The sequence below is a fragment of the Nocardia niigatensis NBRC 100131 genome, assembly GCF_000308655.1.
Taxonomy (GTDB): domain Bacteria; phylum Actinomycetota; class Actinomycetes; order Mycobacteriales; family Mycobacteriaceae; genus Nocardia; species Nocardia niigatensis.
Genome location: NZ_BAGC01000026.1, coordinates 204,652 through 219,495 on the forward strand (window position 1 = coordinate 204,652; position 14,844 = coordinate 219,495).

General features: G+C 69.2%; 15 protein-coding genes. 11 read left to right on the top strand and 4 right to left on the bottom strand.

What is annotated here, in order from left to right; genetic code table 11:
* Positions 1-22: 22 nt before the first annotated feature.
* On the top strand, positions 23-1,306 hold the full coding sequence (locus ON33_RS08080) for a molybdopterin-dependent oxidoreductase (RefSeq protein WP_245550367.1): 1,284 nt from the start codon (positions 23-25) through the stop codon (positions 1,304-1,306).
* Positions 1,303-1,755, top strand: coding sequence for a hypothetical protein (locus tag ON33_RS08085; protein WP_051151772.1), 453 nt, complete (start codon positions 1,303-1,305; stop codon positions 1,753-1,755). The genes ON33_RS08080 and ON33_RS08085 overlap by 4 nt, the downstream gene beginning before the upstream one ends.
* Here the strand turns inward: ON33_RS08085 and ON33_RS08090 are convergent.
* Together ON33_RS08090 and ON33_RS08095 are read right to left on the bottom strand one after the other, a co-directional pair.
* Positions 1,682-2,713 (bottom strand): sensor histidine kinase, encoded by a 1,032-nt coding sequence (locus ON33_RS08090; RefSeq protein ID WP_040856982.1) that lies wholly within the window; start codon positions 2,711-2,713, stop codon positions 1,682-1,684. The two genes, ON33_RS08085 and ON33_RS08090, sit on opposite strands and share 74 nt — an antisense overlap.
* A complete protein-coding gene (locus ON33_RS08095) occupies positions 2,703-3,404 on the bottom strand; it encodes a response regulator transcription factor (protein ID WP_040856984.1) in 702 nt (233 codons plus the stop codon). The genes ON33_RS08090 and ON33_RS08095 overlap by 11 nt, the downstream gene beginning before the upstream one ends.
* 309 nt (positions 3,405-3,713) lie before the next feature.
* Between ON33_RS08095 and ON33_RS08105 the strand changes: the two genes are divergently transcribed.
* Positions 3,714-4,922: a low temperature requirement protein A gene (locus tag ON33_RS08105; RefSeq protein WP_245550369.1), complete on the top strand. Its 1,209-nt coding sequence runs from the start codon at positions 3,714-3,716 to the stop codon at positions 4,920-4,922.
* Positions 4,923-4,928: 6 nt separating this feature from the next.
* Here ON33_RS08105 and ON33_RS08110 read toward each other — a convergent pair whose 3' ends face one another.
* Entirely contained in the window at positions 4,929-5,648 is a 720-nt protein-coding gene (locus tag ON33_RS08110; RefSeq protein ID WP_040856988.1) for a DsbA family oxidoreductase, read from the bottom strand.
* Positions 5,649-5,825: 177 nt separating this feature from the next.
* Here ON33_RS08110 and ON33_RS08115 point away from each other — a divergent pair, with 177 nt between their 5' ends.
* The 5 genes from ON33_RS08115 to ON33_RS08135 all read left to right on the top strand — a co-directional run bounded on the left by ON33_RS08115 (position 5,826) and on the right by ON33_RS08135 (position 9,922).
* Positions 5,826-7,013, top strand: coding sequence for an NAD(P)/FAD-dependent oxidoreductase (locus ON33_RS08115; protein ID WP_040856990.1), 1,188 nt, complete (start codon positions 5,826-5,828; stop codon positions 7,011-7,013).
* A 120-nt stretch (positions 7,014-7,133) separates the two neighbouring features.
* Positions 7,134-8,057 (top strand): RNA polymerase sigma-70 factor, encoded by a 924-nt coding sequence (locus tag ON33_RS08120; RefSeq protein WP_051151774.1) that lies wholly within the window; start codon positions 7,134-7,136, stop codon positions 8,055-8,057.
* Positions 8,058-8,180: 123 nt separating this feature from the next.
* Positions 8,181-8,474 (top strand): DUF3761 domain-containing protein, encoded by a 294-nt coding sequence (locus ON33_RS08125; RefSeq protein ID WP_083868724.1) that lies wholly within the window; start codon positions 8,181-8,183, stop codon positions 8,472-8,474.
* 136 nt (positions 8,475-8,610) lie between these two features.
* The gene (locus tag ON33_RS08130; RefSeq protein WP_040856992.1) at positions 8,611-9,234 is read left to right on the top strand and encodes a DNA-3-methyladenine glycosylase; all 624 of its coding nucleotides are present in this window, start codon (positions 8,611-8,613) and stop codon (positions 9,232-9,234) included.
* A gap of 112 nt (positions 9,235-9,346) precedes the next feature.
* Positions 9,347-9,922, top strand: a complete 576-nt coding sequence (locus ON33_RS08135) for a Clp protease N-terminal domain-containing protein (RefSeq protein WP_051151775.1) — start codon at positions 9,347-9,349, stop codon at positions 9,920-9,922.
* Positions 9,923-9,932: 10 nt separating this feature from the next.
* Here the strand turns inward: ON33_RS08135 and ON33_RS08140 are convergent, their stop codons facing one another.
* Positions 9,933-11,540 (bottom strand): 2-isopropylmalate synthase, encoded by a 1,608-nt coding sequence (locus ON33_RS08140; RefSeq protein WP_051151776.1) that lies wholly within the window; start codon positions 11,538-11,540, stop codon positions 9,933-9,935.
* A gap of 213 nt (positions 11,541-11,753) precedes the next feature.
* On the opposite strand from ON33_RS08140, the gene ON33_RS08145 reads away from it, so the two are divergent.
* From ON33_RS08145 to tyrS, 3 genes are all read left to right on the top strand, one after another.
* Entirely contained in the window at positions 11,754-12,428 is a 675-nt protein-coding gene (locus ON33_RS08145; protein WP_040856993.1) for a FadR/GntR family transcriptional regulator, read from the top strand.
* A 103-nt stretch (positions 12,429-12,531) separates the two neighbouring features.
* Positions 12,532-12,954: a DoxX family protein gene (locus tag ON33_RS08150; protein WP_040856994.1), complete on the top strand. Its 423-nt coding sequence runs from the start codon at positions 12,532-12,534 to the stop codon at positions 12,952-12,954.
* Between the two features lie 210 nt (positions 12,955-13,164).
* Entirely contained in the window at positions 13,165-14,454 is a 1,290-nt protein-coding gene (gene tyrS, locus ON33_RS08155; protein WP_373281021.1) for a tyrosine--tRNA ligase, read from the top strand.
* Positions 14,455-14,844 lie beyond the last annotated feature (390 nt).

Sequence of the window (14,844 nt, forward strand, 5' to 3'; positions counted from 1 at the left end):
TTTCGAGTCTCGAAAGGAGCCCGTGGCCGTCGGCCGAATCGGCCGGGTCGCGGACGCCATGCCAGAACACTCCGCACTGCCCGATCAACCCGCACTGCCCGATCGACCCGCGCTGCCCGATCGACCCGCACCAACCGGGGGGCCGCTCCCACTGTTGCTGCCGGCCGCGCTGTCGGATCGGCTGAGTCCTGCCCGCTCGACCGCCGTGGCCGCGCGGACGGGCATTGCCCTGGGCGTCGGCATCACGATCCTGTTCGTGACCGGACTGATCAGCCATCTGATCCAGCATCCGCCGGACTGGTTCCGGTGGCCCGCGCACCCGGTGTGGCTGTACCGCCTGACACAGGGCACGCACGTGACGGTCGGGGTCATGATGATCCCGGTGCTGCTGGTGAAGTTCTGGTCGGTGTACCCGCGGTTCTTCCGCAAACCGGCACTGCGCCGGGCGCTTCCGGAGGCGCTGGAGCGGCTGTCGGTGGCGGTGCTCATCGGCGCGGTGCTGTTCCAGATCGTGACCGGGTTGTTCAATACCGCGCAGTTCTACCCGTGGAAGTTCTTCTTCACCACGACGCATCACGCCATGGCGTATGTGGCCTTCGGCGCGGTCGTGGTGCATCTCGCGGTGAAGCTTCCCTCTGTCCGGCACGCGCTTTCGCGGTCGATCGATGACCCGGATGTCGCATCGGCCGGAGAACCGGAACACCGGCAGCAGGGTGTGTCGCGGCGGGCGGTACTCACCGCCGCCGGGCTGGGTGCGGTGGTCGCCGGTCTGGCGGTGGCGGGCCAGACGATCCCGTTCCTGCGCTGGGCTGCGCTGCTCGCGCCGCGCAGCGGCCAAGGCCCGCAGGGTGTTCCGATCAATCGGACCGCCACCGCCGCCGGGGTCACCGACTCCGCCCGCTCACCTCGGTACACGCTGACGGTGAAAGTCGCCGGCCGCGAGCACAAGTTCTCCCGCGCCGACCTGGAGGCCCTGCCGCAGTCCGACAGCGCGCTGCCCATCGCCTGCGTCGAAGGCTGGAGCGCCCAGGGCCACTGGTCCGGCGTCCGCCTGCACGACCTGCTCGCCCGGGTCGGCGAATACGGCGGCGGCGACGTGCGTTTCGTGTCCCTGGAAACGTCCGGCATCTACAGCTCGTCGGTCCTGCCGCGCACCCACGTGGTGGATGACGCCACACTGATCGCCCTGCGGCTCAATGGCGAAGACCTGGCCCTCGACCACGGCTACCCCTGCCGCCTCATCGCGCCCGATCGCCCGGGCGTCCTGCAGACCAAATGGCTGGCATCGATCGAGGAACTGTCATGACGATCACCCGAATCCTGCTGGGCGCGACGGGCGTCGGCCTCGCGGCGTACGGCCTCGACCTGCTGCTGAAGATGAGCACCCCCGACCTGCGTTCGGTCGCGGTCTGGTTCGTCGGCGTCATCCTCGCCGAGAATCTGGTCTTCGGCCCGGTCGCGGCTCTCGCGGGGCTGCTCGGCCGTCTCGTGCTCCCCGCCCGCTGGTGGCCCGCCTACGCCGTGGGCGCGTTCCTCAGTCTCACGCTGCTTCTCATCGCAGTCCCGGTGCTCGGCCGCGAGGGCGCGGTCCCCGGCAACCACACCATCCTCGACCGCGACTACACCGCGGGCCTGCTGATCGCGCTCGCCCTGGTGTGGGCCGGGGTGGCGGCCGCCCTGCTCATCGGCCGGCGGTCGTCGGCAGCGGCAGCCGGATCTCGAATCGCGCGCCATCCTCACGATTCCGCGCGGTGATGGTCCCGTGGTGCGCCGCCACCAGCCCGGCCGCGATGGCCAGTCCCATGCCGCTGCTGCTGCCGAGTTCGGCGGCGCCGGGGGAGCGGGCGGAGCTGCCGCGGTAGGCGACCTCGAAGATGCGCGGCAGATCGGCCTCGGAGATGCCCGGCCCGGTGTCATCGACCCGGGCCCAGGCCTGCCCGTCGTCTGTACCCGCCGAAATATCGATGCGCCCGCCCGGCGGGGTGTGCGCGATGGCATTGGCCACCAGATTGGTCAGCACCCGCCCCAGCGCGCGATCGCTGCCCGTCACCAGGATCTTGTCCTCGGGTTCCGTTGCGGCCAGGGTGATCCGGGCGCGTTCGGCCGTCGGCCGGTTGGTGGCCAGCACCTCGTCGATGATCTCGCGCAGGTCCACCGGCTCCATGTGCAGCCGCAGCGCCCCGGCGTTGATCTTCGACATCTCGAACAGGTCGTCCACCATGGCCGAGAGTCGATTCGCCTCGCGCACAATCTGTTCCGCGTACCGCTGCACGTCCCCGGGATCCGACACGACACCGTCGAGCAGCGCCTCGCCCATGGCGCGAATCCCCGCCAGCGGGGTGCGCAGATCATGGCTCACCCAGGCCACCAGCTCCCGGCGTGACCGTTCCGCCGCCCGCTCCTGCTCGAGCATCTCGCGCTCCCACACCATGGCGCGGGCCTGCGCGCGGCCGAGCAGGATCGCCGCGGGCACCGTGACGGCGGTGACGACGGCCAGCACCACGGCCGTCCGCTCGAATTCGGCGCCGAACATGAGCCCGCTCACCGCCACTACCCCGCACAGCGTGGCCAGCGTCGGAATCAGCACCAGCACAGCCATGCTCGTGGTGATCGCGCGATTGCGGGTGTAGCGCAGCAGCAGCGCGCCGACCACCACCACGGGCAGGGTGCCCGCCAGCGCGTACCCGATCAGCCCGGGTGTGTCAGTCGGCACCGGAACCCTCCTCAGTCCCGGGATCGACACGGCCCCAGGCATATCCGCGACCCCACACCGTCTCGATCCGGTGCGCGGCACCCAGTTTGGCGCGCAGCCGCTTCACGTGCACGGTGACCGTGGACAGGTCCCCGAAGTTCCAGCCCCACACCTCGGCCAGCAACTCCTGTCGGCTGAACACCCGGCGCGGATGCGTCAGCAGGAAGGCCAGCAGATCGAATTCCCGCGCGGTCAGCTCCACGGGCGTCCCGCCCGCCAGCACGCTCCGAGCCGCCCGGTTCACCTCGACCCTGTCGACGCGCAGCACCTCGTCGGCCACCGGCTGCGGATGCGTGCGCCGCAGCACCGACGCCACCCGCAGCGCCAGCTCGCGCGGGCTGAACGGCTTGGTGACGTAATCATCGGCGCCCGCCTGCAACCCGATCACCCGGTCGTCCTCCTCGCCGAGCGCGGTCAGCAGGATGATCGGCGTCTCGGGATGCGCCCCCGCCCGCACGGCCCGCGTCAGCTCGATGCCGTCCGGCGGCGGCATCATCACATCCAGGACGGCCAGATCGATCTCGTTGCGCTCCAGTTCGGCCGCCGTCGAAGGCCCGTCGGCGGTCTCGATCACCTCGAGCCCGTCCCGCTCCAGATAGCGCCGCACCACCTCACGCACCACGGGATCGTCATCCGCCACCAGAATCCGCATCGCCCTCACACTCCCGACTAGGCCACCCCGATCCACCCTAGGCTGGGCACACCCCAAACCGCCTGGTCCGGGCCGCTGCCGGAACCGAATTCATGGTTTCGCCACCCGTACCGTCGTGTTCCGGAACGCGACCCGGCCATATCGTCGAAGCCCCCGACGGAGTCGTCATCGTCGAGTTCGGTCCGGCCGGAACGGTTTCGGCGGTCCGCCCACCCCGCCGGCACGGTGCTGGAGCGGTTCGCCACGGGATCGCCGACGGCGAGCGCGGCGAGTGCGGCGGGCGGGGCGCGGCGGCTCTAGGCTCTGCACGTGACCAGCGATATTCCCGGTTCGGCGGCCGAGGTCGAGGCGGAAGGCGGACAGGTCCGGGCCTCTACCCTGGAACTGTTCTTCGACCTCGTCTTCGTCTTCACCATCACCCAGCTCACTCACGCCTTCACTCATCACCCCGGCTGGTCCGAGCTGGCGCACGTGGCGCTCATGTTCGCCATCATCTGGTGGATGTACAGCGGGTACGTCTTCCTCACCAACGAGGTCGCCCCGAACAGCTCGTCGCGACGCACGTTCCTGCTCATCGGCATGTTCGGCTTCTTCGTCATCGCCATCGCGATCCCGAGCGCGTTCCAGGGCTCCGGGTTGGCCTTCGGGATCGGGTACTTCGTGATCAACACGGTGCACACCGTCATGTTCGCGACCTCGGGCGGCAAAGGGGCGAGCTCCGCGATCCTGCGACTGGCACCGCTGAACGCCCTCTCCGCGGTGCTGGTGCTGGCGGGCGGCATCGGCGACGGCTGGATGCGCGCCGCGCTGTGGACGATCGCGGTCGCGGTGCAGGTGGTGTCGCCGTATCTGGCGCGCACCGAGGGTTTCGTCATCCGCCCCAGCCACTTCTGTGAACGCCACGGCCTGGTCGTCATCATCGCGCTCGGTGAATCCGTGGTGGCCATCGGCGCCAACCTGACCGGGATGGATCTCACCGTCGGCCTGGTCGCGACCGCCGGCCTCGGCCTCACCCTCGGATATGTGCTGTGGTGGGCCTATTTCGGTTTCGACGACGAGCGCGGCGAACATCAGCTGCGGGCCATGCCGGGCCCGGCGCGGATCCGCCCCGCTGTCCTCGCCTACGGCTATTCGCTGTTCGTGCTGGTGCTCGGCATCATCCTGACCGCGGCCGGCATCTCCATGACCATCGCGCACGGCAACGAACCAGCGAGTGTGGCTGCGGCACTGGCGCTTTCGGGCGGCGTGGCCCTGTTCTTCCTGGGGCAGTGCCTGTTCCGGCTGGTGTTCGGCATCCCGCGCGCGGGTCTGCGGCTGGCCGCCGCGGTCGCCGTCCTTGCCACTGCCCCGATCGGCATCGTCTGGGTGGCCTGGGGACAGCTGGTGCTGCTGACGCTGGTCGCCTACGGCTTCGTGATCGCCGACGACCTGCTCGGACTCCGATCCGGCGAGCGTAGCGCCTACCTGCAGACCGTCTCGCCGGTCGGGCACCGGATCATTGGCGACGGCAAACGCTAGCGACGCTCAATCCCGTTGCGGCAGTTCGCAACCGTCGGGTCCGCAGGCGTCACCGTCGGCGACGATCTCGAGCGCCGGCGCGTGATCGCTCCAGGCCCGTTCCAGCGCCCGCGCGAACACCTCCGACGGCTGCGCGCCCGACACCCCGTACTTGCGGTCGAGCACGAAGAACGGCACGCCGCGCGCGCCCAGCCGCGCGGCCTCGGCCTCGTCGGCGCGCACCGCGTCGGCGTAGGCGTCGGGATCGGTGAGCACATCGCGCACGGCCGCCTCCTCGAATCCGGCCGACACCGCGACCTCGACCAGCCGTTCGGCGTCGCCGAACAGCGGCTTGTCCTCCGCGAAGTTGGCCGCGTACAAGGCATCCAGCAGCCGCTCCTGTTTGCCCTGCTCGAGCGCGAAGTGCAGCAGCCGGTGCATGTCGAAGCTGTTGCCGAAGTCGCGGCCCGAGGTCAGATAGGGCAGCCCGATCGCCTCGGCCTGCGCCCCGATCCCGCGCTCGTTGGCGGCGGCCTGGGCCTCGCTGATGCCGTACTTCTCCGCGATGTGCGGCACCACCGCGTCGCTGTGCTCGCGGGGCAGCGTCGGGTCCAGTTCGAAGGACCGATGCACCACCGTGACGGCATCGCGGTGCGGGAACGCCGCCAGCGCCTCCTCGAATCGACGCTTGCCCAGATAGCAGAACGGGCAGTTGATATCGGTCCAGATCTCGACCTGTACGGCCATCACACCTCACACTCCGACGCTGTTTCCGCAGGCCGGAGGTCCGGCCACCCAGTGCCAACCGGCGGCCGGGCCCGAATGTTCCACTGTGATCCAGTTCACAACGGCGGGTTGTCACGTTCCGGAGGGCTGTCCTGTCTCATGCCCGACCCAGCAGGAACGAGCCCCACGGAGCCGACCATGAACGCCACCACCAACACTCACAAGATCGTCGTCCTCGGCGCCGGCTACACCGGCATGCTGGCCGCCATCCGCCTGGCCCGCCGCACCCGCAGGCTGGACGCGCACATCACGCTGGTGAACCCGTCGGACCGCTTCACCGAGCGGTTGCGCATGCACCAGATCGCCGCCGGACAGGAACTCGCCGACCACCGCATCCCAGAGCTGCTGGCCGGATCGGGCGTCGACTTCCACCGAGCGGCCGCCGTCGCCCTCGACGCCGAGGCCCGCGTCGTCACCCTCGACGACGCCACCGAGCTGCGCTACGACACCCTGATCTACGCCCTCGGCAGCACCACCGACACCTCGATCGTCCCCGGCGCCGACCTGCACGCCTGGACCCTCAACGACCCGCGCCAGGCCCGCCGCTTTTCGCACCGGCTCACCGAGATCGCCGCTGCCGCAGGCACTGTCACGGTGGTCGGCGGCGGTCTGACCGGCATCGAGGCCGCCACCGAGATCGCCGAGGCCCACCCGGGACTGAGCGTCACCCTGGTCTGCGACCGGGAGCCGGGCCACATGATGGGCGACAAGGCCCGCGCCCACCTGAACCGCGCCCTCGACCGGCTCGGCATCGTCCGCGAGATCGGTGTGCAGGTCGCCAAGGTGCTGCCCGACGCCGTGCGCCTGACCACCGGCGAGCTGATCGCCTCGGACCTGACCCTGTGGACCGCGGGCGTCAAGGTGTCGCCGCTGGCCGCCCGGGCCGGCATCGCCGTCGACGAGCGCGGCCTGATCGTCACCGACACCACCCTGCGCTCGGTCTCGCACCCGGAGATCCTGCCCATCGGCGACGCGGCCGCGGTCCGCATGCCCTTCGGCGTCCTGCACGGCACCTGCCAGAGCGGCATGCCCACCGCCGCCTACGCCGCCGACAGCCTGGCCCGGCGGCTGCGCGGAAAGACCGTGAAGCCCTTCCGCTTCGGCTACCTCCACCAGCCGGTCAGCCTGGGCCGCAAGGACGCGGTCATCCAGTTCACCAAGGCCGACGACACCCCGCGTCGCTGGTACCTGAAGGGCCGCGCCGCCGTCGCCTACAAGGAGACCGTCAGCAGCAGCCCGGTGCCGACGTACAAGATGAGCAAGCACATGACCATGCAGGTGCAGTTCACCAACGGCGGCCGCGCCACCCGCGCGATCGCATGCTGAGCTCATCCGAACGACCCGAATCGCCGTCCGGTTCGCGTCCGCCCAGGTAGCCGGGATATCTTCGGGATATCCCGGCTCTCTGATGGATTCGTTTCGCAAGACCCGGTAGGTATGAGTCCCATGCAGGACCACACGCCCGACCAGCCCACACCCGCTGCCCGGCAGGACGATTCGATCGATCCCTTCGTCGCCCACCGCCGACTGCTGTTCGGCACCGCGTATCAGATGCTCGGCACGGTCACCGATGCCGAGGACGTCCTGCAGGACGCCTGGATCAAATGGCACGAGGTGGACCGGGACACGGTTACCCACCCCAAGTCGTATCTGGTCCGCACCGTCACCAATCTGGCGCTCAACCGCCTCACCTCGGCGCGCGCCACCCGCGAGACCTATGTCGGGCCATGGCTGCCCGAACCCCTGCTCACCACCAGCGCCGACGCCGCAGAGGAGACCGAGATGGCCGACACGGTGTCGACCGCCATGCTGGTCGTCCTCGAAACCCTGAGCCCGGTCGAGCGCGCGGTCTTCGTGCTGCGCGAGGTTTTCGGTTACTCGCACGCCGAGATCGCCGGATTCCTGGATCGCCCCGAGGCCACCGTCCGTCAGATCTCCCACCGTGCCCGCTCGCACGTGCACTCGCGCCGCCCGCGCTTCGACACCGACGTCGCCATCCGCTCGGAGGTCACCGAGAAGTTCCTGGCCGCGGCCCAGGGGGGAGATGTCAACGCGCTCATGGAACTTCTCGCGCCCGACGTGACGCTGTGGAACGACGGCGGCGGCAAGGTCACCGCGGCCCGCCGCCCGCTGTACGGCCCGGATCATGTGGCCCGCTGGATGCTCGGCGCCATGGCCAAGCCGATCAGCGCGGGCATCCGCCTCGAATCCGCCTACATCAACGGCGAACTCGGTCTGCTGGCGATGATCGGCGACTACAGTGTCGGCGCCCTGACCTACGACATTCGCGATGGTCGAATCGAAAACATTCGCTTCCAGGTGAATCCAGACAAACTGGCCGGTATTCAGAAGCAGGGTGGTAGCGAATAGGCCGCTGAATCGGTCGATAGACCGAGAACCAGGTGTCTCGCCGGTAGCCGCCCAGTAGTATTCGGCGCTCGTCGGGAGCATCCGCTCCCGCCTCGATACCGTATTTCTGCAAGGGATTTCGTAGTGATCCGCCAGACAACGCGCAACCTCGCGCGCCATATCCTGCCCTGGGCCGCGGCGGCCTTCATCGGTGCGAGCAGTGTGCTCGCCGGTCCGGCGGTAGCCGCACCGGTACTCCACACCGCCTGCGCGGCAAGCGAGTACGAGAACGTGGACGGCGCGTGCGTGCCGCGTCCGGAGCAGTCTCCCACCGTTCCCGACGGTGCCACCGCCCGTTGCCGGGACGGCGCCTACAGCTTCAGCCGGCACCGCAGCGGCACCTGCTCGGGCCACGGCGGCGTCTCCGAGTGGCTCTAGCCCTCGATCGCCCGCCACGGCTGCTCGATCACCGGTCGCGGGTACGAGACCGCCCGGCTGGGTGCTGGGCCGTCCTGACTTCGCACGGCCGTCCCGGCACTCCGGGCGGGACGGCCGTGCGGAACAATGGGTCGGCGTGAGTGCCGAAGAGCTAGCCGTCGAACCCCTGCGCGCCGCGCGGCGACTGCTCGGCGGCACACTCCGGTCAGGGGAGGTCGGCCTGCGCATCGTCGAGGTCGAGGCGTACGGCGGCGACCCCGCCGGACCGTGGCCCGACCCGGCCGCCCACTCCGGCCGCGGCCGCACTCCGCGCAACGCGATCATGTTCGGCCCGCCCGGCGTGCTGTACGTCTACTTCAGCTACGGCATGCACACCTGCGTGAACGTCACCAGCGGACCGGACGGCGTCGCGAGCGCGGTCCTGATCCGGGCGGGGGAGATCATCGCGGGCCACGAGCTCGCTCGCTCGCGCCGCCCGTCCGCCAAGTACGACGCCGACCTGGCCCGCGGCCCGGGCAATGTCGGCAGCGCCCTCGGAATTCACCTGGACGACTACGGAACTCGCCTCTTCGACCCGGACGCGCCGATCCGCCTGGAACTCGGCCCCGAGATTACCGACATCGCCGCGGTTTCCGTCGGTCCCAGGGTCGGGGTCAGCCTCGCCGCCGACCGGCCATGGCGATTGTGGCTGCCGGATTCTGCGGCGGTATCGGCCTACCGCCGCAGCCCGCGCGCGCCCAAATTGGATCGTTCCGCCTAGACCGGACTGTGCCCGTGCACCGGGCGAGGCCGGTCCGCCGGAGTCCGTATCGGCGGGCGGACCGGAGGACTACGGTGGACGGATCGACAGCTCACCCTAGGTGGAATAGCCCATGTTCGAACGGTTCACCGACACTGCCCGCCGCGCCATCGTGCTCGCCCAGGAGGAAGCCCGGCTGCTCGGGCACGACTGGATAGGGACCGAACACCTGCTGCTCGGCATCATGAGCGGCGGCGACCCGATCGCCGGGCGAACCCTGGGGGATGTGGGCCTGGACCTCTCCGGCCTCCGCGAGCGGGTCGATCAGGCGGTCGGGGTCCAGGAGAACCACGCCCCCGCCGGGCACATTCCGTTCACGCCCCGCTCCAAGAAGGTCCTGGAGATGTCGCTGCGCGAGGCAATGCGCCTGCAGCACAACTACATCGGTCCCGAACACCTGCTGCTCGCGTTGGCCGCCGAAGGCTCCGGTGTGGCCTCCCAGGTCCTCATCAGCGAAGGCGCCGACCCCGACGACCTCCGTGGCCGCATCGAGGCCCGCCTGGCCGCGAGCTCCGGCCCGTCCGCCGCGCCGTCCGTGGAAGCCGAACTCCGCCGGCGCATCGTCGAACTCGAACACCGGGTGGCCGAACTCGAACGCCGCCTGGACGGGCCCGGCACCGGGCCCGCCCACGGCGACGTCATCGGGTAGCAGCGGCGCGTCACAAGCTCGCCGGTACGACCCGGGCCGCTCGACCCTGTGCCGTCAGCAGGGCGGAAACCATTGCCCGGGTGGGGTTTTCACCCGTTCCGAAGGCCCATGTCGCACCGTCGTCCGCACGGTATTCCAGATAGGCGACGGCCGGATCGGCTCCGGCGTGGTCGACACTCTGGTGCGTCACCGACAACACCTCGACCGAGAACCCTTGCCGTCCCAGCAGGTCGATCGCCTCCTCGACCGTCGCGTCGGCGGGAATGCCCGCATCGGCCGAGTTCCCCGCGTAGGTGGCGGTGAACAGCTTCCACAGCGTCCGCGCCGACACCTCGGTCCCGGTCCGATCGGTGTGGTGCTGGACGTGGCGGGCGAAGTCGATCTGCAGCCGGCGCGGCAACTCCAGGCCGTACTCGGTTTCCAGCAGATACGCGATCCCACCTTTGCCGGACTGTGAATTGACCCGGATCACGGCATCATAGGAGCGGCCGACATCGGCGGGATCGATCGGCAGATACGGTACCTCCCAAGTGATTTCACGCTCCGGCCGGCCCAGCCGCGCCGCCCGCTCCCGATGCGCGGCGAACCCCTTCTTGATCGCGTCCTGATGCGTCCCCGAATACGCCGTGTACACCAGATCACCGGCGTAGGGGTGGCGTTCGTGCACCGGCAGCCGCGTGCAGTACTCCACGGTCCGCCGCACCTGGTCGATATCGGAGAAGTCGACCATCGGATCCACGCCCTGCGCATGCAGATTCAAGGCCAGCGTCGCCAGGTCCACATTGCCGGTGCGCTCGCCATTGCCGAACACGCATCCCTCGACCCGCTGGGCCCCGGCCAGCACCGCCAACTCCGCGCACGCGATTCCGGTCCCACGGTCATTGTGCGGGTGCACCGACAGGATCACGCTCTCGCGGCGCGCCAGATTCCGGTGCATGTACTCGATCTGATCGGCGTACACGTTCGGCGTCGCCACCTCGACGGTCGCGGGCAGGTTCAGGGTCACCGGACGCTCGGGGGAGGCGTCCCACAGTGTCGTCATGCGGTCGCAGACATCCAGCACGAAGTCCGGCTCGGTCAGCATGAAGACCTCGGGGGAGAACTGGAACCGCACATTCGGCATGTCCCCGGCCAGTTCCAGCACATCCCGCCCGCCGGCGGCGATCAGCTCGGCCAGCTCGTCACGGGTCTTGCCCAGCACCACATTCCGCCAGGCCGGCGCGGTCGCCGTGTACATGTGGATCACCACGTCGTTGGGAATGCCGCGCACCGAGTCCACGGTCCGCTCGATCAGATCCCGGCGGGCGGGGGTGAAGACGACGATGGTGACATCCTCGGGGGCCAGCCGCTCGGCCCCGATCAACCGCACGAAATCGAAGTCGGTCTGCGAGGCGCTCGGATAGCCGACCTCGATCTCCTTGTAACCCATGGCCACCAGCAGTTCGAAGAACCGTCGCTTGCGGTCGGGATCCATCGGCTCGGCCAGGGCCTGGTTGCCGTCACGCAGATCCACCGGCACCCACAGCGGTGCGGTCGTGATCCGGTGGGCGGGCCAGGAACGTTCGGTCAACGGCACCGAAACCCGCTGGTACACATCGCGATACCGATGCGAGGGCATGACGGACGGCTGCTGACGATTCCAAACGGGGGAAGTGCTCACGGTGAGCTCGCTTTCGCGTCGCGGGAGGTGACCGGCGCAGCACAGCGAGCCCGCTAGCGGGGTGCCGGTCGGTCAGACCCCGCCGCGGCGGCGAAGGAGAAGCAGGGCACCCAGAAGCATGTGGCTAGACTAGAGGGGAACGACTCCTCAGACAAGTAGAGAGGCCGAGCAATAGTGGCGCAGGTACACAGGCATCCGCTCGCCGCCCAGGCCGCCGAGGTCCTGCTCACCCGAATTCGCGCGGGGGAGTGGCAGCTGGGTCATCGCCTCCCCGGCGAGACCACCCTCGCCGCCCAGCTCGGCGTCGGCCGCTCCACCCTGCGCGAGGCGATCCGTGAACTCGCGGGCCGCGGCGTCCTCGAAAGCCGCCAGGGCGCGGGCGTTTTCGTCACCGCCCTGGATGCCGCCGAGGACTGGGACACGGTGCTGCGCCGCTCCGACATCGTCACCGTCATCGAGGCCCGCATCGCCATCGAGGCCGAGGGCGCCGCTCTGGCCGCCCGCCGCCGCACCCCCGCCGACCTGCGCGCCATGCTCCGCGCCCTGGCCGCCCGCGCCGAAAGCGGAGACTCCGTCGAAGGACTGGTCGACGCCGATACCGCCTTCCATCGCACGGTCGTGGCCGCCGCTCACAACGACATCCTGCTCGAGCTGTTCAACGCCTTCGTCCCGCGCTCGCGCCACGCCATGATCGACATGCTCCGCATCCGCCCCATGCGCGACCCGTCCGTCGATCACGGTGCGCACGAACAGCTCTACGACGCTATCCGCGGTCGCGACCCCGAGGCCGCCGCCACCGCCAGTCGCGTCCACCTGACCAGCCTCAAAGCGGCCTTCGACAGCTAGCCGAAAATTCTTCCGCGGCTGCGATGAGTTTCGGCGACGGCCCCCGTCCTATGGAGCAAGCGAGTTCGACACCGAACCGACAAGCCCCGGAAGGACATTCGACATGACCGCCATCGCCGCCACCCCGACCGTCTCCGTCGCCACCCCGAGCAAGCTGCGCAACCGCGTGCTGTGGACCCTGCAGATCGTGCTCGGCCTCTTCTTCATCGTCGCCTCCGGCCTGCCGAAGTTCGTCGGCCAGGCCGACGCCGTCCGCGTCTTCCACCAGATCGGCTGGGGTGAATGGTTCCGCTACTTCACCGGCCTGGTCGAGGTCTCCGGCGGCATCGGCCTGCTGGTGCCCCGCCTGAACGGCCCCGCCGCCGCGGGCCTGTCCATCACCATGGTGTGCGCCGCCGCTACCCAGGCCTTCGTTCTCGATGCCCCCGGCCTGGCGATCTTCCCGCTGGTCCTGGTCGGCGTCTTCGCCTGGATCGCCTACGAGCGCCGCGCCTCCTTCGCCACCTTCATCGGCCCGGTGAAGTGACCCCGAACAATCAGTCGCCTCCGAGACCCGTCGCTGATCACCATCGGCGACGGGTTTCTTCGTATGTCACGCGACGCCTGATTTCGTTGCTACAGGGGCAACTCGCCGGGTACGTCCGAAATTGTCTCGGCTTCTGACCACAGGCCGCATGCAGTGCCGGCTACGGCACCACGGCCGGGCGAAAAAGTCGCGGGGAGGCGGAATGGAAAGATGAGACGCGTGAGCGGCGACATCATCGATGAACTGACCTGGCGCGGACTGATCGCGCAGTCCACCGACCTGGACGCCCTGCGCGCGTCCGCGGCGAAGGGCCCGATCACCCTCTATGCCGGGTTCGACCCGACCGCGGCCAGCCTGCACGCCGGACACCTGGTTCCCCTGCTGGCGCTCAAGCGCTTCCAGCGCGCCGGCCACCGCCCGATCGTGCTGGCCGGTGGCGCGACCGGGCTCATCGGCGATCCCCGCGATGTCGGCGAACGCACCATGAACTCCACCGACACCGTCGCCGAGTGGGCCGGCCGCATCCGCTCCCAGCTCGAGCGCTTCGTGGATCTGGACGGCCCGAACTCGGCGATCATCGCCAACAACATGGACTGGACCGGACCGCTGAGCACGGTCTCGTTCCTGCGCGACATCGGCAAACACTTCTCGGTGAACGTCATGCTGGCCCGCGACACCGTCAAGCGCCGGCTGGAGTCGGACGGCATGTCCTACACCGAGTTCAGCTACATGCTGCTGCAGGCCAACGACTTCCTGCAGCTGCGCCGCGAATACGGCTGCACGCTGCAGGTCGGCGGCTCCGACCAGTGGGGCAACATCATCGCGGGCGTCGAGCTCAACCGCCGCGTCGACGGCGAGCACGTGCACGCTCTCACCGTCCCGCTGGTGACCTCGGCCGACGGCAAGAAGTTCGGCAAGTCCACCGGTGGCGGCAGCCTCTGGCTGGACCCGGAGATGACCAGCCCCTACGCCTGGTACCAGTACTTCGTGAACACCGCCGACGCCGACGTGGTCCGCTACCTGCGCTGGTTCACCTTCCTCTCCCGTGAGGAACTCGACGAACTCGAGAAGGCCACCGCCGAGCGGCCCTTCGCCCGGGAGGCCCAGAAGCGCCTGGCCGCGGAGATGACCACGCTCGTGCACGGCGAGGCCAACACCCATGCGGTGCAGCTGGCCAGCCAGGCCTTGTTCGGCCGCGGCGACCTGCGCGAGCTCGACGAGTCCACGCTGTCGGCGGCCCTGGCCGAGTCCGCGGTCGACGGCAAGGTCGCCGAGGCGACCGGCGCCTCGACCATCGTGGATCTGCTGGTCGACTCGGGTCTGTGCGAGGGCCGCAGCGCGGCCCGGCGCGCGGTCAACGAGGGCGGCGCCTCGGTGAACAACGAGAAGGTGTCCGACCCCGAGTGGACTCCCTCGGACGCCGACTACCTGCACGGACGCTGGCTCGTGCTGCGCCGCGGCAAGAAGAACTTCGCCGGCGTCCGCCGCGCGGCCAACTGATATCTCCGCTGCAAGCGACTGACCGGTTCATCGAGCCGGTCCATCGATACGGAAACAAGATCGAAATGACCTGGGTCACAAACCAGTGGCTCAGGTCGCCGATCGGCCCGGTCAGCGCCCTGTTTACCTGCGTAAACGCATCCGCGACCAGCGGATTTGACCTTGCGTTATCCGCCGCGTAACTTAGTCCAGGTCAGAGCGACACGGACACCAACCGGGACCGAAAAGCCCAGCTCAGAGGCTGGAAATCGGAACCGGATACGAGGTTGGACGAGGAGCGCCGGACACGAACACAACCAGTCAGAAGATTGGCCCTTGACTCTGCGGAGTCCTGCGGCTAGGCTGGAAAAGTTGCCTCGCAGGGAATCCAATCAACTTTGGATCGAATGC